We start from the raw sequence: 19,659 nt of genomic DNA, 5'->3' as shown, positions 1-19,659 counted from the left end.
TGCCCCGGCGTGGGATCATGGCGGAGTGCCGAACGCCGGGGACCGTCGCCTGATCGACCCACACCGGGTCGAGGCCGCGCTGGCCGGGCTCGGTGAGCGCGAGACGGTACAGGAGTGGGCCGAGCGGTTCTCCGTGCTGGCCGACCCCTCACGGCTGACCCTGCTGGTGTGCATCCACTACGCGCGCGAGATCTGCGTGTCCGACCTCGCGGTGGCCGCGGGCATGAGCGACACCGCGGTCTCGCAGGCACTGCGGCTGCTGCGTGCGCACGGGCTGGTGACGGCCACCCGCAGCGGCAGGGTCGTCTACTACCGGCTGGCCGACGACACGGTGCACGAACTGATCCACCACGTGCGGCCGCACACCACGGCCGACTAGGCACGCGATCTCAGTCGAGCCGGAAACCCCACGGCAGCTCGAGGCGATGGGCGGCGAGCAGCGCGGAGTCGGCGAGCAGATCGCGGGTCGGCCGGTCGGCCACCACCACGCCGTCGTCCACGAGCACGCCGCGCGGGCAGAGCTGCAGCGCGTAGGGCAGGTCGTGGGTGACCAGCAGCATCGTGCGCTCCAGCGTCAGCAGCAGCTCCGCGAGTTCGCGCCTGGCAACGGGTTCGAGGTTGGCCGAGGGTTCGTCGAGCACCAGGACGTCCGGCTCGCACGCGAGCACGGTGGCCAGCGCGACGCGGCGCCGCTGCCCCACGGACAGGTGCATCGGCGAGCGCACCGCGTGCTCGGCCATCCCGACCGCGGCGAGCGCGGTGGCCACCCGCCCCGGCACGTCGGACTCGGCGACTCCGAAGTTGCGGGGGCCGAACGCCACGTCCTCGGCGACGGTGGGCATGAACAGCTGGTCGTCGGGGTCCTGGAACACCACGCCGACGCGACGGCGGATCTCCGCGAGCGTCCGCTTGCGCACGGCGATCCCGGCCACCTCCACCTGACCGCGCTCGGCGGTCAGGACGCCGTTGAGGTGCAGTGCGAGCGTCGTCTTGCCGGCGCCGTTGGGGCCGAGCACGGCGACGCGCTCCCCCGGCTCCACGCGCAGGTCGACGCCCGCCAGCGCGCGGTGCCCGTCGGGGTAGGTGTAGGCCAGGTCCTTGACCAGTACGGCGGGAGTCACGTCGTCCACAGCGCCACCCCGCACGTGAACGCGACCACCAGCGCGGGCAGGACCCCGGCGAGCCAGCGCGCCACGCTCACCGGAGCCGCCGGCGGCGCGGGCTGGACCGGCTGGGCCCCCGTCCAGCCGCGCGACAGCATCGCCAGGTGCACGCGCTCGCCGCGTTCGTAGCTGCGCAGGAACAACACACCGATGCCGCGCGCCGTCGCTCCGGCCTGCCAGAGGAACCGCGGGTCGTGCCCCCGGCACACGCGCGCCGTGCGCATGCGCCGGGCCTCGGCGACGATCACCTCGGCGTAGCGCAGCATCAGGCTCGCGATAGTGGTCAGCAGCCGCGGCACGCGCAGCCTGCGCAGTCCTGCCACGATGTCGCCGGGAGACGTGGTGGCGGCGAGCGTCAGCGACACCAGCACGCCGAGCGTGCCCTTCACGAGGATGTTCCAGCCCGCCAGCGCCCCGTCGACCGAGACGGACACACCCAGCACGTCTGTTCTCGGCGCCGCGCCGGTGAACGGCAGCACGAGCGCCAGGAGCACGAACGGCACCTCGATGAGCGCCCTGCGCGCGAACCAGCCCACGGGCACGCGCGCGATCGTCCACACCGCGAGCAGCACCAGCAGGTCCACCCCGAAAGCCCAGAACGCCTCCCTCGGCGTCGCCACGACGCACAGCACCGCGGCGAACGCGCCCACCACCTTCACCTCCGGTGGCAGGCGATGCACCGGCGAGTCGCCAGGCCGGTGCAGCACCGTGGCGGTCACGATCGGTCGCGGCGTCCCTGCCCGCCGCGGGAGCCGGATCGCGCGCGCAGCAACCAGAACAGCCCGCCCGCGATCAGCAACGTCGCCAGCACGCCCAGGATCCCCGCGACGCCGAGGAACCCGTCGTCGCCATCCACCGCGTAGTCGGCCAGCGGCGAGCCGGCCAGCGCGTGCTCGCGCGCGTGCTGTGCGGGGCACGAGCCGTGCAGCGCTCCGCCGACCTCCGTGCAGCCCCTGGCCGTCACGTGGTCGAGCCCGTCGGGGTTGCCGGAGGCGAAGTAGGACACCACCCCGGCGAGCAGCAACGCGACCGCCACCGCGACGGCGGCGAACAACAGTCCTCGCCTGCTGACCCTGGAGCTCACGACGTCACCTCCCTCGCGGCCGTGCGATCGCGCAGCAGGTACACCAGATCCGGCCGCACCGACGCGACCGCTCCCACCGTGAGCGCGGTGAGCACGCCCTCACCGATGCCGATCAGCGCGTGCACCCCGAGCAGTGCCGCCGCGAACCCGCCGAGCGACACCGCACCCTGGCCGCCGAGGGCGTACTCCACGACGAACCCCGCCGAGGCCACCACGGTGTTGACGAACGCGGCCACGAACGCCACTCCGAGCAGCCCGGCCCGCGACCGTGTCGCGACCGACCGCAGCGCCACGGCCACGAGATAACCGGCCGCGGTACCCAGCAGCGCCATGTTGATGATGTTGACGCCCAGCGCGGTGAGCCCCCCGTCGGCGAACAGCAGGGCCTGCACCACGAGCACGACGCTCACGCACAGCGCGCCGACCCACGGTCCCACCAGGATCGCGGCCAGCGCGCCACCGAGCAGGTGCCCGCTCACACCGGGCAGCACGGGAAAGTTGAGCATCTGCACGGCGAAGACGAACGCCGCCACGAGACCGGCCAGCGGCGCCGTCCGGTCGTCCAGGTCCGTGCGCGCTCGCACCAGAGCCACGGCGACGCCGAGTACGGCGACCGCGCCGGTCGCCAGGGAGGTGGGGGCATTGAGCAGGCCGTCACTGGCGTGCATCGCGAGCGTGCTCATCGGCGGACTCCGAGGTGCTCGGTTCATCACCTTTTCAGCTGCTCAGATGTTAGGCGTGGCGACCTCGGAAAACCACTACTAGCGTGAACGGCATGATCGGGTTACCGAGCACGATCACCGCGTGCCTGTTCGACCTGGACGGCGTGCTGACCAGCACCGCGACCCTGCACATGCAGGCCTGGAAACAGACCTTCGACGACCTCCTGCGGCGCCGCGACGGCGGCGATTTCCAACCTTTCACAGAGCGGGACTACACGGCCTACGTCGACGGCAGGCCCCGGCTCGACGGTGTCCGGACCTTCCTCGCCTCGCGCGACATCGAACTACCCGAGGGCGGCCAGGACGACAGCCCGGACGCCGTGACGGTGCACGGCGTCGGCACCCGCAAGAACGATCTCGTCGGGCGCATCCTCGAGGAGCAGGGCGTGCAACCGTACGCGGGTTCGGTGCGCTACCTGGAGGCCGTCGAGCGGGCCGGGCTCGCGATCGGCGTGGTCACGTCGTCGGCCAACGCCGTGAGCGTGCTGTCGGCCGCGGGGCTCGACCGGTTCGTGCGCGCCCGCGTCGACGGCAACACGATCTCCGAGCGCGGGCTGCGCGGCAAACCGGCGCCCGACTCCTTCCTCGCGTGCGCCGAACAACTCGGCGTCGCGGCCGCGCACGCGGCGGTGTTCGAGGACGCGCTCGCCGGTGTCGAGGCGGGCAAGGCGGGCGAGTTCGGGTACGTGGTGGGGGTGAACAGAGCCGACCAGGCGGGCGCCCTGCACGAGCGGGGCGCGAGCACCGTGGTGGACGATCTCGCCGAGTTACTGGAGGAATCGCCGTGACCGATCCCGCACGTGGTTACGAGTGCTCGCCGTGGGAACTGCGCTGGCGAGGGCTCGCGGTCGACCAGCTGCAGCGAACGGAGTCCACCTTCGCGCTGTCCAACGGCCACATCGGCATGCGCGGCACGCTCGAGGAGGGCGAGCCGCGCGGACTGCCGGGCACCTACCTCAACGGGTTCTACGAGGAACACGAACTGCCCTACGCCGAGGCGGGCTACGGCTACCCCGAGGCGGGCCAGACGGTCGTGAACGTCACCGACGGCAAGGTCATCCGCCTGCTGGTGGAGGACGAGCCGCTCGACATGCGCTACGGCCACGCCACGGCGCACAACCGGGTGCTCGACTTCCGCTCGGGCACCCTGCGCAGGGAGACGGACTGGACGTCACCGACGGGGCGTCGGGTGCGCGTGCGGACCGAGCGGCTCGTGTCGTTCACCCAGCGCGCGGTGGCGGCCATCCGCTACGAGGTGGAGCCGCTGGACGACGAGGTACAGCTGGTGGCGCAGTCGGACCTGCTGGCCAACGAGCCGATCGAGTCGGACACGGGCGACCCGCGCGTCGCCGCCGCGCTCGAGGCGCCGCTGCAGTCCGAGTACGTGATGGCCGAGGACTACCGCGCCGTGCTGGTGCACCGCACCAAGCGCTCGGGCCTGCGCATGGCCGCCGCGATGGACCACCAGGTGGAGACCGGCGACGGACTGCGCACCGAGATCACGTGCGAGGAGGACCTGGCGCGGCTCACCCTCGCGGTCGACGTGCCGCTCGGGCAGAAGCTGCGCGTCACCAAGTACCTCGCCTACGGCTGGTCGGCCCAGCGCTCGATTCCCGCGCTGAGGGCACAGGTCGACGCAGCGCTCGCGGGCGCGCTGCAGACCGGCTGGGACGGCCTGCTCGCCGAGCAGCGGCAGTTCCTCGACCAGTTCTGGAGCACCGCGGGGGTGGAGGTCGACGGCGATCCCGAGCTGCAGCAGGCGATCCGCTTCGCGCTGTTCCACGTGCTGCAGGCCGGGGCCCGCGGCGAGAGCCGCGCGATCCCCGGCAAGGGACTGACCGGCCCCGGCTACGACGGGCACGCGTTCTGGGACACCGAGAGCTTCGTGCTGCCGGTGCTCACCTACACGCTGCCCGACGCCGCGCGCGACGCGCTGCGCTGGCGTCACTCCACTGTGGACAAGGCGAGGGACAGGGCTGACCAGCTGGGGCTACGCGGCGCGTCGTTCCCGTGGCGCTCCATCAACGGCGCCGAGTGCTCGGCGTACTGGCCTGCCGGCACGGCGGCGTTCCACGTCAACGCCGACATCGCCGACGCCATCGCGCGCTACCTCGCCGCGACCGGCGACGCCGAGTTCGAACGCCAGCACGGCACCGAACTGCTGCTGGAGACCGCACGCCTGTGGATGTCGCTGGGACACCACGACCCGCACGGCGGGTTCCGCATCGACGGTGTCACCGGACCCGACGAGTACTCCGCCGTCGCCGACAACAACGTCTACACCAACCTGATGGCGCAGAAGAACCTGCGCGAGGCCGCCGACTCGTGCGACCGGCACCCCGACATCGCCGAACGTTTCGAGGTGAGCACCACCGAGATCGCGGGCTGGCGAGAGGCCGCGCGCACGATGCTGGTGCCCTACGACGAACTGCTGGCCGTGCACCCGCAGTCGGAACGGTTCACCGAGCACGCGCGGTGGAACTTCGCCGACACGCCCGCGGACAGCTATCCGCTGCTGCTGAACTTCCCGTACTTCGACCTCTACCGCAAACAGGTGGTGAAGCAGGCCGACCTCGTGCTGGCGATGCATCTGCGCGGCGACGCGTTCACGCCGGAGCAGAAGCAGCGCAACTTCACCTACTACGAAGGACTGACCGTCCGCGACTCGTCGCTGTCGGCGGCCACGCAGGCGGTGCTCGCCGCGGAATGCGGGCACCTGGACCTGGCCTACGACTACCTGGCGGAAGCGGCGCTGACCGATCTGCACGACCTGCACAACAACGTGCGCAACGGCCTGCACATGGCCTCGCTCGCGGGCGCGTGGATCGCCGTGGTCTCCGGGTTCGGCGGCATGCGCGACCACGGCGGCGAGCTCACGTTCCGACCGCGCATTCCGTCCGCTGTGGACCGGATCGCGTTCCGGATGTGCTTTCGCGGCTCGCAGTTCGGCGTGGAGATCGAGCAGGACAAGGCGACCTACCAGCTGCTCAGCGGCGACGGGCTCACGATCACCCATTACGACACCGAGGTGACGCTCACCGAGCAGGCCACCCCGCTGCCGCTGCCCGCGCTGCTCGTCACCGAGCACCCGGCGCAGCCCGAAGGGCGGGCCCCGCAGCACCGGGGCGACGGCGTGCCGCGCGAGGGCGACACCATCCAGCCCTGGTACGCGCGCGAGGTGCAGTGACTGCGCCGGTCAGTCCGGGGGTTCGAGCTCGCCCGCGTCGGGGGTGACGTCGTCGCCGGTCTGGATCTCGTTCTTGTTGGGCGGCTCGGGGACGTCCTCGGTGCCGTGGTCGAAGTCGTGGCCGGGCGGAGCCGGGACATCCGGCGACAGCTTCCGCTCCGGTTCCTCGCGGTTCACGTCGTCGCTGTGCATGTCTCGATCTCTACTCTCCTCCGCGGTCGTTGTCAGGTGGCACGGCCTCATGCGACCGACAAGCACGGATCTTCCTGCTCGGCCTGGTCGAGCAGGGTCAGCAACAGGCCCTGGGTCGTGGACCACGGGCACACGACCAGCGAGCCGCCGAGCACGGTCAGCAGGGCTTCCGCGACCACGGCTCCGGCCAGCGCCTGGTGCGCGCGCGAGCGCGAGATACCGGGCAGGTCGGCGCGGCGAGCCGCCGGCATCACGGCGAGCCGGGGAATCCAGGTGCGCAGGTCGTCGACGTGCAGCTCCACCGATGCCGCGGCGCGGCCCGGCCTGGCGCCCGTGAGGCGCGCGAGCTGGTTCAGCACCTTCGAGCAGCCGATGGTGCGGTAGCCACGCAGCTCGGGCTCCGCTTCGGCGAAGGCGGCCCTGGCGCGGTCGAGGGCGAACCCGCGCAGTGCGTCGATGCTCTCGCGTGACGGCACCTCGGCGTTGAGCCAGGTCCGGGTGGTCTCCCTGGCGCCGAGCCGCAGCGAACGCGCGAACGCGGCCTGCCCGCCGTCGCCCGCGGCGAACTCGACCGTGCCGCCGCCGATGTCGAGCACGGCCAGCGGTCCCGCCGCGGCGCCGAACCAGCGGCGCGCGGCGAGGTAGGACAGCTCGGCCTCGCGCTGGCCGCTGAGGAATCGCAGTTCGGTCCCGGTCTCGCGGCGCACTCGCTCCACGACCTCGGCCGAGTTGCACGCGTCGCGGATCGACGAGGTGGCCAGCGGGAACACGGTGCTGACGCCGTGCCGTGCGGCGAGCCCGCTCTCCTTCGCCACGGCGGCGATGATCGCCTCGACGCCCTTGGTGCCGAGTCGTCCCGAGGAATCGAGCGCGCGGTCAAGGCGCAGGCGAGTCTTGTGGCTGAACACGGGGTCGAGCAGGGATCCGCCACGCGCGGCCACCAGTAGCCGAGCGCTGAAGCACCCCACGTCGAGTACGCCCACCGTCGTCGAGGTCGTCGTTGTCGCCGCCGTTCTCACCCTGTCCTCCTGTCCGCCGCCAATTCGGACATTCCCACTACTGTAGGCGGATCACGACTGTATAACCCGAATGAGTGACATTTAATCGTGTGACGCTAGGGGCCGTAACGCCACATACCGGTTGGTGCGATCAGCAGGCATCGAGTGTCCGACGGCGGCGCCTGCCGACGGGACAGAGCGGGAAACTCCAGGTGGAGGGGGCGGCCATGAGCCGAACGCGTGCCGTGGTCCGAACGAGCGGCGAGCTCCGGTGTCTGTGACCGTAAACACACGTGACGACGCGGGCAGGCTGGGGGCTGTGGCGGCCGCCGTGGTCGTCACGCTCGCGGCGGTGCTGACCACCGTGACGCTCGCGCGCTCGCAGCCCGCCGACGAGGCACTCGACCACGCGACACCGCTCGGCCCCGGCACGCTGACCGACCGCGGCGAGGTACTCGACGGCCCTGTCCCTCGCGCCCACGATCCCCTGCCGGCGTCGGTGCCCGGCTCGCTGCACGTGCCCGAGATCGGGCTCGAGACCGACGCGCTCGCCGAACTGGGCCGCACCCCCACCGGGGTGCTCGAGGTGCCTGGCACCGCGGCGACCGTGGGCTGGCTGGCTGAGAACGGCACCCCCGGCGAACGCGGCGCCGCCGTGCTCACCGGGCACACCGACTTCGCCTACGAACACGGGGCGTTCTACCCGCTCGGCGACGTGCGGCCGGGCGCGGAGGTGTCCGTGGGCAGGGCCGACGGCACCACCGCGGTCTTCACCGTCTACCGCGTGCAGACCGTGGCCCACGACGCGGCGCGGGCACTGGCCACCGCGCCCAGCGACCACCCCGACCTGCGCCTGCTCAGCGTGTCCGGCCAGTTCGACTCCTCCGCCGCCGAACCCGACGCCGTGGTGGTGTTCGCCAGGCTCACCGGCGTGGCCCGCTAACCGGCCGAGGCAGAGGCAGCCACCCAGTCGGCCACGACGTCGGCCAGCACCGACATCGGCACCGCGCCGACGCCCAGCACCAGGTCGTGGAAGGCCTTGATGTCGAAGCGCTCACCGAGTGCCCGCTCCGCGTCGGCCCGCACGCGCTCGATCTCGAGCCTGCCCACCATGTACGCCAGCGCCTGGCCCGGGTAGACGATGTAGCGGTCGACCTCGGCGATGACCTCCACCTCGGTCATCGGCGAGTTGGCCAGCAGGAAGTCGATCGCCTGCTGCCTGCTCCAGCCCAGCGCGTGCAGGCCGGTGTCGACCACGAGCCTGCCCGCCCGCGTCGAGTCGAGGCTGAGCATGCCGAGCAGCGCGAGGTCGTCGGAGTAGAGCCCCATCTCGTGGGCGAGCCGCTCCGAGTAGAGCCCCCAGCCCTCCGAGTACGCGTTGAAGTTGCCCAGCCTGCGCAGCAGCGGCAGGTCGGTGAGCCCGAGCGCGGTGCTGAGCTGGAAGTGGTGGCCGGGTACGGCCTCGTGGAACGCGGTGACCTCGGCCGTGCAGCGCTGGCGCTCGGTCACCTCGTAGGTGTTGGCGAAGTACGTGCCCGGCCGGGAGCCGTCCGCGGAGGGCAGCAGGTAGAAGGCCGCCACGGAGCCGGGCGCGTCGGCGGGCGGCACCGGCTCCACGGCGCACGGCTGCTCGGGGATGCTGCCGAACCAGCCCGGCGCGGCCTGTTCGGCGCGCGCGATCGCCGAGCGCGCCGTGTCCAGCAGCTCGTCCTCGGACTTCCAGCGCAGCGCGGGATCGGTGCGCAGGCGCGCGAAGATGTCGGGAACGCTGTGGGTGCCGAACGCCCGCCCGCCGATCTTGGAGTACTCCACGGCGAGCTGTTCGATGATCCGCAGCCCGGTGGCGTGCAGCTCGTCGGGGCTGCGGTCGGTGGTGGTGTGCACGCGCGCGAGGGCGGCGTAGGTCGACTCCCCGCCGGGCAGGTGACACAGACCGGGCCGCTCGTCGGACCTGCCGTGCGGCAAGATCTCGGCCTCGAGCACGTCGCGGTAGGCCGCGAACGCCGGGTGCACGACCTCGGACAGCAGCGCGGACCGGCGCTCGGCGAAGTCCCCGTCGGGTGCGGTCTGGCGCGCCAGCGGGTCGGCGTCCGGTTCGGCCAGGTAGCGGTCGAGGTGCTCGATGGCGCCCCGCACGAGCCGCGCGACCGGGACCCGGCCAGCGGCCACGCCGTCGCGGTGACGCTGCGCCACCTGCTCGAGGAAGGCAGGGATCGCGGCGAGCCGGTCGAGCTGGGCGGCGGCCTGCACGGCGTCGCCCACCGGCACCATCGGCAGGAGGTTCAGCAGGCCTGCCACGGGCACCACGAACAGCGGGCTGATGCTGAACTCGGTCAGTCGCGCGTCGATCTGGTCGATCGCGGCCGTGGCCGAGATGATCAGCACGTCGCGCGTCACGCGGTCCTGTGGCGCCAGCGCGGCGGAGTCGAGTTCCCTCGCCCGCTCGGTGAGCTCGAGCAAGGACGCGCGGTGCCGCTGCTCGGCCTCCTCGCTGAGTTGCTCGAGTCCGTTCCTCGGCGATTCCATCCCCAGCAGAGCGGGCCACAGCGGGTCGGCGTCGAACAGCAGGTCCATGTACTCGTCCGCGAGCGCGGCCACAGCGGTCATGGCCGCAGCATACTGACGGGGGGCCATCCGACTACGCTTCTCCGCGTGGCTGTGACCGACCCTCTCGACGCCCGCCTGCTCGCGGCTCTCGCGGAGCTGGGCAAGGCCGCGGTGCACGAGGTCGCGGCCAAGGTGGGCATGGATCCGCGCGACGTCGCCTACCGGCTCGTGAACCTCTCGGCCAGCGGGCTGCCGCTGCTCGTGGGTGTGGAGAGCGACCCGAACGGGCTGCGCGCCGCGCTCGCGGGTGGCTGGGGTGCCCCGCCACAGCCACCGCAGCCACCGCACCCCCACCCGCAGCAGCAGACACCGCACCCGCAGCAGCAGCCGCATCCGCAGCCCGGTGGGCCGCAGGCCGTCCACGGAGCCCCGAGTGGCGCCTACCCGGTCCAGGGCGCGCCGAGCGGCGCGTATCCCGTCCACGGGGCTCCCAGCGGCGCGTATCCCGTCCAGGGCCCGCACCCCGGGCACGCCGCCCACGCGGCACAGGGCACGCCGTCCGGCCGCTACCAGCCGCCGCCTCCCGCGCAGCAGCGTCCACCGCTCGCTCCGCAGCAGCCGCCGCCACCGGACCCGGTGATGACCACGTGGGGCCCTCCGCAGAGCGCCCTGTGGGCGCGTGGCGACCAACCACCGTCGGCACCGCCCCCCGCGCCCGCCACGCCGCGCACCGGCCGATCCGGCGACGTGCTGCAGACCGAGGGCCTAGAGGGCGAGCGCCTGGCGGTGCAGCTGCTCGAGGTGCAGGACCCGGCCGACTATCTCTTCGGCGCCGCGGGCTACCGGCTCGACGAGGGCGAGCGCGCCGTCGTGGTGCACACCGAGATCACCAACCGGGGACCGATCCCGTTCGCGTCACTGCCGGACAACTACCTCGAGCTGATCACCACCGACGGCGCGGCGATCGCGAAGGCGCCCGTCTCGCTGAGCTCCCGGCCCCCGCACAAGATCGGCGTCGCGCCGGGCGAGACCACGGGTGGGCACACGGTGTACGTCCTGCCCGACGCCACACGGGTCGTGTCGGTGCGCTGGAGCCCCCGCCCGGAACCGGACGAGCGCTCCTTGCTCTGGTCGATCGACGACTGAGAACGACCCAGAACTAGGACTCGGCGCGCAGGACGTCGAGCGCCGCCGCGAGGTCAGCGGGGTACTCGCTCGTGAACTCCACGTGCCTGCCGTCGGCGGGGTGGGCGAACCCGAGCGTGCGGGCGTGCAGCCACTGTCGCGACAGGCCGAGCTTGCGCGCCAGCACCGGGTCGGCGCCGTAGGTCAGGTCGCCCGCGCACGGGTGGCGCAGCGCGGAGAAGTGCACGCGGATCTGGTGCGTGCGGCCGGTCTCGAGTTTCACGTCCACGAGCGAGGCCGCCCGGAACGCCTCGATCACCTCGTAGTGCGTCACCGAGGCACGACCGCCCGCGACCACGGCGAACTTGTAGTCGTGCCGGGGATGCCGGTCGATGGGCGCGTCGATGGTGCCTCGGATCGGGTCGGGATGACCCTGCACGAGCGCGTGGTAGCCCTTGTCCACCGTGCGTTCCTTGAACGCGCGCTTGAGCACCGTGTAGGCGTGCTCGCTTTTGGCCACCACCATCACGCCGGTGGTGCCCGCGTCGAGCCGGTGGACCACGCCCTGGCGCTCGGCGGCGCCGGAGGTGGAGATGCGCAGCCCCATCGAGGCCAGCCCCGCCACCACGGTGGGCCCGGTCCAGCCGGGGCTCGGGTGCACGGCGACGCCGACGGGCTTGTCGACCACCACGATGTCGTCGTCGTCGTGGATCACCTTGAGGCCGTCGACGGGCTCGGCGACGACCTCCAGCGGGGCGTCCGGCTCGGGCAGTGTCACCTCGAGCACGCCGCCCGAGGTGAGCCGGTCGGACTTGCCGACGGGCCTGCCGTCGACCAGCACGTCACCCGACGCGGCCAGCTCGGCGACGACGGTGCGGGAGAGTCCGAGCAGCTTCGCGAGACCGGCGTCGACCCGCATGCCGTCGAGCCCTTCGGGCACCGGCAACATCCGCGCGCTCACGCCTTGTCCTCCCCAGCCTGCTGCTGTTCCTGTTCCTGTTCCTGTTCCTTCTCCTGCTCCTTGCGGGACTTCGTGGTGCTGCCGTCGTAGTCACGGCCCATCAGCGAGAGCACCACGATCAGCACGGCGCCGATGGTGATGGCCGAGTCGGCGCCGTTGAACACCGGGAAGAAGGAACCGTTGGGCTCGAAGGCGGAGATGAAGTCCACGACGTGGCCGTGCAGCGGCCCGGGGGCGCGGAAGATGCGGTCGGTGAGGTTGCCGAGCGCGCCGGCCAGCACCAGGCCGAGGCCCACGGCCCAGCCAGGGGAACGCAGCCTGCGGGCGAACCAGATGATCGCGCCGACCACCCCCATGGCGACGATCGCGAGGATCCAGGTGCCGCCGAAGTCCATGCCGAACGCGGCGTAGGGGTTGCGGACCAGCTGCAGGTAGACGGCCCCGCCGAGGATGCGGATCGGCTCCTCGCCCTCCAGCGTCGCGGTGGCGACGATCTTGGTGACGAGGTCGACGGCGTAGGCGAGCACCGCGACGACGACCAGCAGCAGGATGCGCTGCCGGGGCGGCTCGGGGGCCGGGGGCTCCGCGTCGCTGGTTGACGGCTCGGGTGACTGCTCGCTGCTCACGGCTCCATTGTCCACGGCTGCCCCGCGCACCCGGCACGCAGCACCGGCACGCGGCTTCGGCACCGCCCGGCCCGTCGCCGTCGCCGCCGCGACGCGGGCACGCTCAGTCGCCCAGCTCGCCCCTCCACCTCGCGAGCGGTCCCGCCCTGTCCACGGCCCTGATCCTGCGTTCGGCGGCGGCCCGCACGTCCTGTGTGGTGACCACCAGAAGCTGGTCCTGTTCCTGCAGCCGCGTGGTGTCGGCGGGGGTGAAACCCTGGCCCCTGCGCACGACCAGGCTCACCCCGGAGCCGGTCGGCAGGCGCAGCTCCGCGAGGTACACCCCGTGCAGCCGGGAGCCGCGCTGGATGCGCACCTGCAGCAGCACGGCGCCGAGTTCGTCGAGCGGCGCGGCGTCGACCTCGATCTCCTCCGGCTCGGAGTCGGTGGTCAGCCCCAGCCATCTCCCGAGCGGCCCGATCAGCGCGCCCTGCAGCAGCGTGAACACGATGACGATCACGAACACGGCGTCGAGGAGCTGTTCGGCGCCTGGCACGCCCTCGGCGAGCGGGATGGTGGCGAGCACGATCGGCACGGCGCCGCGAAGCCCCGCCCACGACAGGAACACCTGTTCTCGCCAGGGCACGCGGAACGGCGTGGCCGACAGCAGCACCGACACCGGCCGCGCCAGCAGCAGCACCACGGCGCCCGCGACGAGTCCCGGCACCACGTTGTCCACCAGCCGTTCCGGCGAGGCGAAGAGGCCGAGCAGCACGAACAGCCCGATCTGGGCGATCCAGCCGAGCCCCTCCGCGAACGAGAGCGTGTCGGAGCGGTGCGGCAGCCTGGAGTTGCCCAGCACCACGCCCGCGACATAGGTGGCGAGCAACCCCGAGGCGTGCCCCGACTGGGCCGCCGCGTACGCCGCGAAGCACACCGCGACCGTGGCCAGCGGGTACAGCCCGGTGGCGGGCAGCGCGGCCCTGCGCAGCGTCTGCGCGCCGAGCCAGCCCAGCAGGAAGCCGATCAGCGCCCCGGCCACGAGCTCGTAGATCACCAGCAGCGGCAGGCTCCACGTCAGCGTGGCCCCCGACGCGAGCAGCACCACGGCGATGTAGGCCGGAGCGTCGTTGAGCCCCGACTCGAGCTCCAGCGTGCCGGTGACCCTGCTGCCGATGCCGGACGAGCGCAGCACCGAGAACACCGCCGCCGCGTCGGTCGACGACAGCACCGCGCCCCACAGCAATGCCGTGCGCCAGTCGTGGCCCAGCAGCAGGTGCAGCGCGGAGCCGGTCACCAGGATCGTCACCAGAACGGCCACAGTGGACAGTGCGATCCCCGGCCCCAGCGAGGGCCGCACCGTGGACCAGCGCGTGGTGAGACCGCCCTCGGCCAGGATCATCACGAGCGCGGCCAGCCCCAGGCTCTGGGTCAGCTGCGGGTTCTCGAAGTCGACGCCGAAACCGACCTCGCCGATGAGCAGACCGATGCCGAGGTAGATCAGCAGCGACGGCAGGCCCAGCCGGATCGAGAACCGGACGGCGAGCACGGAGGCGAGCAGAACGAGCGCTCCCGATCCGAGGATGACCGGAAGATCGTTCATGGCACCTCCCGTTCAGCCCGTTCGTGCGGTTCTGGGCCCTCCACAATAGATCCCGGCGGAGGCCACGGTGTCCGCAGGCGCGTTCTGTCAGGCGTTGTGCCCGCGCCGCAAGGAGATCACGACGAAACGCCCACCACCGCCACGGCGCGTGGCCACACCGGTACGCCACGTTTCCTTGTGGCCCCTGCGATGCCGCGAGGCCGAGCCGACCGCCCGGCCTCACCGTAGCGGGCTCACGCCGGCAGTTCGCGCAGAAAGGTCGACGCCGCCCGCACCCACGGATTCCGACGTTCCCGCGCTCTCCACCAGCACGGCGAACGCGACGTGGCCGCGGTATCCGGTGAACCAGCCGTGCGGGAGGGATCGGCAAGCTGCGTCGTGCCCGTTTTGCCCGCTGTGTCACCGAAAGCGGCGACTGTCGTTAAGGTCCTCGAGCGCGAAGCTCGACCTCACCCGCCGATAACCCCGTTCCCGGGATTGCGGCGAGGTGCCCTGACTCGACTCGCCCCGCAGCACCAGCACCCCAGCGGTGACGATCGCGACCACCGCCAGTGCGGCGCCGCCGAGCACCATGCGTTTCGTCCGAGCCCGCATCAGGCCCCCGGGGTTTTCAGTTCTCAGCCCGCTTCCGCGGCAACCCTGGCCACCGTGGCAAGGGCCGAGCCCACAAGAACGAGCCGGATGGCCCGTTCGGTCGCATCGGCCACCAGCTCCTCCGCCCGCTCGATGGCCTCCGTGAGCGGCACCGGCGCCGCGAGGATCCCGGCGTAGGCGTCGATCCCGGCGTCGTGGGTGGCGCGGGCGCCGCGGCCGATCGTGCCGGCCAGCGCGATCACCGGCTTGCCGTACCGCTTGGCGCGCCTGGCGACCTCGGCGGGCACCTTGCCCCTCGGCGTCTGGAAGTCGATGGCCCCCTCGGCGGTGATCACCAGGTCCGCATCGGCGAGGCGCGCGTCGAGTCCGGTGTGATCGAGCAGCACGTCGAAGCGGGAGAGCAACCGCGCTCCGAACGCGCCGGCGAGCCCCGCGCCGAGTCCGCCCGACGCACCGCCTCCGGCGACGAGCCGGAGGTCGGGTCCGCACCGGTGCTCGAGCACCTTGGCCCACTGCGTCATGGCCGTCTCCAGGGCGGCGACCTGATCGTGGCTCGCTCCCTTCTGCGGGCCGAAGACCGTGGCCACACCGGACGGCCCGGTGAGCACGTTGTGCGGGTTGCACGCCACCACGAGCTCGGTCTCCGCCATCCGTTCATCCACCGTGGACATGTCCAGCTCGACGGCACCGGCCAGCGCGTAGCCCCCGTCGGCGACGGGCTCGCCCGCCGCGTCCAGCGCGCGTGCGCCCAGCGCGGTGAGGGCTCCGGCGCCACCGTCGCACGTGCCCGAGTCGCCGCAGCCCACGAGGATCCGGCGGCACCCCGCGTCGAGCGCGGCTCTGATCAGCTCGCCGACGCCACGCGTGGTGGTCAGCCCGGGGTCGCGCGCGTCCGGCGGCACCAGGCGCAGTCCCGCGGCGGCGGCCATCTCGACGAACGCGGTCTTCGGGCCACTTCCGCCGAGCAGCGCGAAATGCGCGTCCACCGGATCGCCGACCGGCCCGGTGACCCGCACCGGCACGAGCGCGCCCTCGGTCGCCGCGGCGAGCGTGCTCGCCGAGCCCTCGCCGCCGTCGACGAGGGGAACGCTGTCCACCACGGCGCCGGGCACCACGCGGCGCAGTCCCGCGGTGATCGCACTCGCGACGGCCTCGGCGGCCAGCGACTCCTTGAACCCGCTCGGTGCTACGACGAAGCGCAGTGGCGTGATCGCGGTCATTGTTGTCTCCCTTGGGTCAGCGCAGCGGCAGGCCGAGCGCGGGCCAGACGGCCAGTGCGAACACGAGTACGAGCAGGATCACGAGCGGCCCGAGCACAGCCGAGAGCCGCAGCAGGTCGCCGCGCCGGTACGTCGGCACGCCCTCCACCGCGGCGAACATGGCGACCGGCTTGGCCGACGACGGCAACGTGTGGCAGAACCCGGCGGCGGCGGTGGAGGCGAACGCGATCGCGGCCGGGTTCAGCCCGGCGACCATCGCGAGCGGGATCACCAGCGGCACGAGCACCGACGACCGCGCGGAACGCGACTGCAACACCAGGTGTGCCGCGGCGCTGAGCGCCACCACCACGGCGAGGAACGCGAGCTCGTCGCCGATGCCCGCGGCCAGCGACCCACCGAGCCACGCGGCCGCACCCGACGAGGTCAGCGCCGTACCGAGCACCGCGGTGGTGACCATGAACAGCAACAGCGACCACGGCACCGAGGCGAGCGCGGGCCCGAACGACGTGGTGCCCAGCCTGGGTGACGTGGCCAGCACAGCGCCGACGAGCGCGACCAGTGCGGGTGAGGCACCGTGCAGGGACTCGGTGCACCACAGGACGATCACCAGCGACAGCACGCCGAGCGCGCGGCGTTGCTCCGGTGTCAGCGGTCCACTCACGCGCACGCCGGCGAGGTCCGCGACGTGGACGGGGTCGAGGCCGATCGGGTTGCGCCGGTCGGTCCTGCGAGTCATCAGCAGCAACACGAGCTCGGCGGCGAGGTGGGAACTCAGTACGGCGAACGGCATCCCGAGCAGCAGCCAGTGCGCGTAGCCGATGCCGGAGCCGGTCGCGTCGGCGAGCAGCTGGCTGGTGATCACGTGGGCGCCCGCGCCGGTCAGCGTCGCGACGGCGGAGAGCAGGATGACGGTGGGAAACAGCAGCGCGAGCGCCCGGACCACGGCGTCCCGGCCGGCGAGTGCCGTGGCGAGCGCGACGAAGACGGGCAGCGCCAGCGCAGCTCGCCCCGACGTGGCGGGAACCGCGAGGGAGGTGACGACCAGCGCGGCGGTGACGCGGTGGACGAGGCCCCGCACGGTGCGGGCGTTGCCGCACAGCGCCAGTGCGAACCGGGTGGGCAACCCGGTGCTGGTGAGCGCGGCCGCGAGCACGAACGCGGCGATGAGGAGCCAGATGGTCTCGCTGCCGAGTGCGCCGAAGAGCTCACCGGAGTGCAGCACGCCCGCGCCGATGAGCACGAGCACGGCGGCGAGCCCGATGTAGGTGTCGTCGAGGCGGCTGAACATCCACGCGAGCACGGCGACACCGAACACCCCGAGGGTGATCCAGCCGTCTACGGGAAGTCCTGCCATGTGAACAAGATTCGGACGCGGGGCTGAACAACGGGTGAAACGGACGTGAGCCAATCTTCATGCCCCACGCCCCGAACGCGGTGAAGGGCACCTTTACTGCATCTGATGCAGTAAAGGTGCCCTTCACCGCATGAGCAGAGCGCTCGACACGGCTCGTGGGTCAGCCCAGGCGGTAGCCCATGCCCCGCACGGTCACGATGTGGTCCTGGCCGATCTTGCGGCGCAGCGTCCGTACGTACACATCGACCACATTGGACCCGGGATCGAAGTCGTACCCCCACACGTGCGAGAGGATCTGCTCCCGCGAGAGAACCTGGCCCGGATGCCGCAGGAACAGCTCCAGCAACGCGAACTCACGTGCGGTCAGGTCCACCATCCCGTCGGGTGTCTCCGCGCGGCGGGTGCGCAGATCGAGCGACACCGGCCCGGCTCGCAGCACCGTCACCTCCGGCGCCCGGTCGGACGAGCGAAGCCGCAGCCGCACCCGCGCGAGCAGTTCCTCGAACCGGAACGGCTTGGTCATGTAGTCGTCCGCGCCGCCCTCGAGCCCCGCCACGGTGTCGTGCACCGAACCTCGCGCGGTCAGAATGATCACCGGCGTGGTGACCCTCGCCTGCCGCATCGCCTGCAGCACCGCGAACCCGTCGCGCCTCGGCAACCCGAGGTCGAGCACCACGAGGTCGAACTCACCGGCGACGACCTGGGCGAGCGCGGCGTCGCCGTCGCCCACCACCGTGGTCACGAAACCGTTGGCACGCAATCCCTTCTCGACGAACGAGGCGATACGCTGCTCGTCCTCGGCGATCAGGATCCGGCTCATCTGGTCATTCCCCCCGTGGGTAGTTCAAGTCCGAACGTCGCCCCCTGCCCTGGCTGCGACACCAATCTCACCTGGCCGTGATGCGCGTCGGCGATGGCCTTCACGATCGAGAGGCCCAGCCCCGCACCGGTGCCGTCCCTGGCCCCGGACTCCCCTCGCACGAACCGTTCGAAGATCCGGGCGGCGTCCTCGTGCGACACCCCGGGCCCGCTGTCGGTCACCCAGAACGACGTCGAGCCACTGTGGACGGCGGAGCCGACCCGGATGGTCGCACCCTCGACCGTGTGCTGCACGGCGTTCTGCGCCAGCTGCACCACCGCCTGCGTCACCCGCTGCCCGTCGATCCACACGTCACCCTCGCCCAGCGACTCCAGCACCCAGTTGCGGGGCGCGAGGGCCCTCACCTTGGCGTCGATGTCGCTCGTCAGCTCGGGCACGGACGTCCACTCGGGACGGACGAAGTCCGGTTGCTCGGCCTTGGCGAGCAACAGCAGGTCGTCGACGATGCGTGCCATGCGGTCGAGTTCGTCGGTGCACAGCCGCACGACCTCGGCCCGTTCGGCCGGGTCGTCGCCCATCACCTCCAGGTGCCCCCGGATGATCGTGATCGGGGTGCGCAGTTCGTGCCCGGCGTCGTCGAGGAACTGCCTGCGCGTGGCGAAGGCGCTCTCGAGCCGGTCGAGCATCGCGTTGAACTGCTCGGCCAGCGCGGCGATGTCGTCGCGTCCGTGCACGGGAATGCGGTGGGTCAGGTCCTGTTCGGTCAGCTCGGCCGCGGTCCGCCGCACGGTGTTGACGGGCGCGAGGATCTGACCCGCGACCGCCCACGACACCCCGGCGGCGAGCACGAGCGCCACGGCGCTGATCGCCAGCAGCGTGCGCACGGTGTCGTTGGCGTCGGACTTCGCGACGTCCACGAAGTAGCCGCTGACGAACCACGCGTTCGGCTGGTCGGATCCCGACGGCGGCAGCACGGCCATCCGCAGCCAGCGCAGCTCGCCACCGGTGGTCTCCGCCGTGCCTGTCGTCGACGGGTCCTCGACGATCCGGCGCAACAGCGCGTCGTCGAGCGAGACGTGGTCGAGCTCCTGGTCGCTCTGGCGCACCGTGTTGAGCCGGGTGCCCTGCTCGGTGATCCCGAGCATCATCTCCGCTCGATCGGGGTACTGGCCTGCCAGGTGCCGCGTCAGCAGTTGGTACGGGTCGGTCAGCGGTTGCCCGGTCGCCGGGTCACGCCCCATCCCCGCGACCTGCCGGAACTCGCGCACATCCTGTTCGAGCCCGCTGACGACCCTGCGGTCGATGGCGCGGTGCTCGAACTCCGCGACCAACAGCACCACGGTCGCGAGCCCCGCCGTCATCACGAGCACGAGCCAGCCCATGATCTGCACCCTGGCGGGAACGCGGGTGCCCTTCGCCGACTGCGGCTTGCCCGTGACGGGCTGGTACACGGTCGGCCGGTCGCTCATCGGGCCAGCGGGCTG

20 protein-coding genes are annotated in these 19,659 nt (G+C 72.0%); 5 read left to right on the top strand and 15 right to left on the bottom strand.

What is annotated here, in order from left to right:
- Positions 1-25 precede the first annotated feature (25 nt).
- Complete coding sequence (locus tag JHE00_RS29115; protein ID WP_307832166.1) at positions 26-379, top strand: ArsR/SmtB family transcription factor; 354 nt, start codon at positions 26-28, stop codon at positions 377-379.
- Positions 380-389: 10 nt separating this feature from the next.
- On the opposite strand, the gene JHE00_RS29110 is transcribed toward JHE00_RS29115, so the two are convergent.
- From JHE00_RS29110 to JHE00_RS29095, 4 genes are read right to left on the bottom strand one after another with little or no spacing between them, the layout of a single operon-like run.
- Positions 390-1,130: an energy-coupling factor ABC transporter ATP-binding protein gene (locus JHE00_RS29110; protein ID WP_372440510.1), complete on the bottom strand. Its 741-nt coding sequence runs from the start codon at positions 1,128-1,130 to the stop codon at positions 390-392.
- A complete protein-coding gene (gene cbiQ / locus JHE00_RS29105; protein ID WP_200324306.1) occupies positions 1,118-1,882 on the bottom strand; it encodes a cobalt ECF transporter T component CbiQ in 765 nt (254 codons plus the stop codon). The genes JHE00_RS29110 and cbiQ overlap by 13 nt, the downstream gene beginning before the upstream one ends.
- Positions 1,879-2,247 carry a PDGLE domain-containing protein gene (locus JHE00_RS29100; RefSeq protein WP_200324304.1) on the bottom strand — a complete coding sequence of 123 codons (369 nt, stop codon included), beginning with the start codon at positions 2,245-2,247 and terminating at the stop codon, positions 1,879-1,881. The genes cbiQ and JHE00_RS29100 overlap by 4 nt, the downstream gene beginning before the upstream one ends.
- A complete protein-coding gene (locus JHE00_RS29095; protein ID WP_200324302.1) occupies positions 2,244-2,930 on the bottom strand; it encodes an energy-coupling factor ABC transporter permease in 687 nt (228 codons plus the stop codon). The genes JHE00_RS29100 and JHE00_RS29095 overlap by 4 nt, the downstream gene beginning before the upstream one ends.
- A 92-nt stretch (positions 2,931-3,022) precedes the next feature.
- On the opposite strand from JHE00_RS29095, the gene JHE00_RS29090 reads away from it, so the two are divergent.
- Together JHE00_RS29090 and JHE00_RS29085 are read left to right on the top strand one after the other, a co-directional pair.
- Positions 3,023-3,757: a beta-phosphoglucomutase family hydrolase gene (locus tag JHE00_RS29090; protein ID WP_200324300.1), complete on the top strand. Its 735-nt coding sequence runs from the start codon at positions 3,023-3,025 to the stop codon at positions 3,755-3,757.
- Complete coding sequence (locus JHE00_RS29085; RefSeq protein WP_200324298.1) at positions 3,754-6,156, top strand: glycoside hydrolase family 65 protein; 2,403 nt, start codon at positions 3,754-3,756, stop codon at positions 6,154-6,156. Before JHE00_RS29090 ends, JHE00_RS29085 begins: the two co-directional genes overlap by 4 nt.
- Before the next feature lie 9 nt (positions 6,157-6,165).
- On the opposite strand, the gene JHE00_RS29080 is transcribed toward JHE00_RS29085, so the two are convergent.
- The gene (locus JHE00_RS29080) at positions 6,166-6,348 is read right to left on the bottom strand and encodes a hypothetical protein (protein ID WP_200324631.1); all 183 of its coding nucleotides are present in this window, start codon (positions 6,346-6,348) and stop codon (positions 6,166-6,168) included.
- 47 nt (positions 6,349-6,395) lie between these two features.
- Entirely contained in the window at positions 6,396-7,367 is a 972-nt protein-coding gene (locus tag JHE00_RS29075) for a Ppx/GppA phosphatase family protein (protein ID WP_307832165.1), read from the bottom strand.
- 250 nt (positions 7,368-7,617) lie between these two features.
- Here JHE00_RS29075 and JHE00_RS29070 point away from each other — a divergent pair, with 250 nt between their 5' ends.
- Complete coding sequence (locus JHE00_RS29070; protein WP_200324296.1) at positions 7,618-8,289, top strand: sortase domain-containing protein; 672 nt, start codon at positions 7,618-7,620, stop codon at positions 8,287-8,289.
- On the opposite strand, the gene JHE00_RS29065 is transcribed toward JHE00_RS29070, so the two are convergent.
- Positions 8,286-9,953 (bottom strand): DUF885 domain-containing protein, encoded by a 1,668-nt coding sequence (locus tag JHE00_RS29065; RefSeq protein WP_200324294.1) that lies wholly within the window; start codon positions 9,951-9,953, stop codon positions 8,286-8,288. The two genes, JHE00_RS29070 and JHE00_RS29065, sit on opposite strands and share 4 nt — an antisense overlap.
- A gap of 45 nt (positions 9,954-9,998) precedes the next feature.
- Between JHE00_RS29065 and JHE00_RS29060 the strand changes: the two genes are divergently transcribed.
- Positions 9,999-11,039, top strand: coding sequence for an AsnC family protein (locus tag JHE00_RS29060; protein ID WP_200324292.1), 1,041 nt, complete (start codon positions 9,999-10,001; stop codon positions 11,037-11,039).
- 13 nt (positions 11,040-11,052) lie between these two features.
- Here JHE00_RS29060 and JHE00_RS29055 read toward each other — a convergent pair whose 3' ends face one another.
- The 8 genes from JHE00_RS29055 to JHE00_RS29025 form a co-directional block, all read right to left on the bottom strand.
- Entirely contained in the window at positions 11,053-11,979 is a 927-nt protein-coding gene (locus tag JHE00_RS29055; RefSeq protein WP_200324290.1) for an RluA family pseudouridine synthase, read from the bottom strand.
- Positions 11,976-12,605: a signal peptidase II gene (gene lspA, locus JHE00_RS29050; protein WP_200324288.1), complete on the bottom strand. Its 630-nt coding sequence runs from the start codon at positions 12,603-12,605 to the stop codon at positions 11,976-11,978. The genes JHE00_RS29055 and lspA overlap by 4 nt, the downstream gene beginning before the upstream one ends.
- Before the next feature lie 103 nt (positions 12,606-12,708).
- Entirely contained in the window at positions 12,709-14,187 is a 1,479-nt protein-coding gene (locus tag JHE00_RS29045) for a potassium/proton antiporter (RefSeq protein ID WP_200324286.1), read from the bottom strand.
- Positions 14,188-14,586: 399 nt separating this feature from the next.
- Positions 14,587-14,760 (bottom strand): hypothetical protein, encoded by a 174-nt coding sequence (locus tag JHE00_RS35335; RefSeq protein WP_230425166.1) that lies wholly within the window; start codon positions 14,758-14,760, stop codon positions 14,587-14,589.
- A 44-nt stretch (positions 14,761-14,804) separates the two neighbouring features.
- On the bottom strand, positions 14,805-16,001 hold the full coding sequence (locus tag JHE00_RS29040; RefSeq protein ID WP_200324284.1) for a glycerate kinase family protein: 1,197 nt from the start codon (positions 15,999-16,001) through the stop codon (positions 14,805-14,807).
- Between the two features lie 16 nt (positions 16,002-16,017).
- Positions 16,018-17,355, bottom strand: a complete 1,338-nt coding sequence (locus JHE00_RS29035) for an SLC13 family permease (protein WP_200324282.1) — start codon at positions 17,353-17,355, stop codon at positions 16,018-16,020.
- Positions 17,356-17,515: 160 nt separating this feature from the next.
- On the bottom strand, positions 17,516-18,175 hold the full coding sequence (locus tag JHE00_RS29030; RefSeq protein WP_200324280.1) for a response regulator transcription factor: 660 nt from the start codon (positions 18,173-18,175) through the stop codon (positions 17,516-17,518).
- The gene (locus tag JHE00_RS29025) at positions 18,172-19,644 is read right to left on the bottom strand and encodes a sensor histidine kinase (RefSeq protein ID WP_200324278.1); all 1,473 of its coding nucleotides are present in this window, start codon (positions 19,642-19,644) and stop codon (positions 18,172-18,174) included. Before JHE00_RS29025 ends, JHE00_RS29030 begins: the two co-directional genes overlap by 4 nt.
- Positions 19,645-19,659 lie beyond the last annotated feature (15 nt).

The organism is Prauserella cavernicola, from assembly GCF_016595675.1.
Taxonomy (GTDB): domain Bacteria; phylum Actinomycetota; class Actinomycetes; order Mycobacteriales; family Pseudonocardiaceae; genus Prauserella_A; species Prauserella_A cavernicola.
This window is presented reverse-complemented; position numbering and strand designations above follow the sequence as displayed.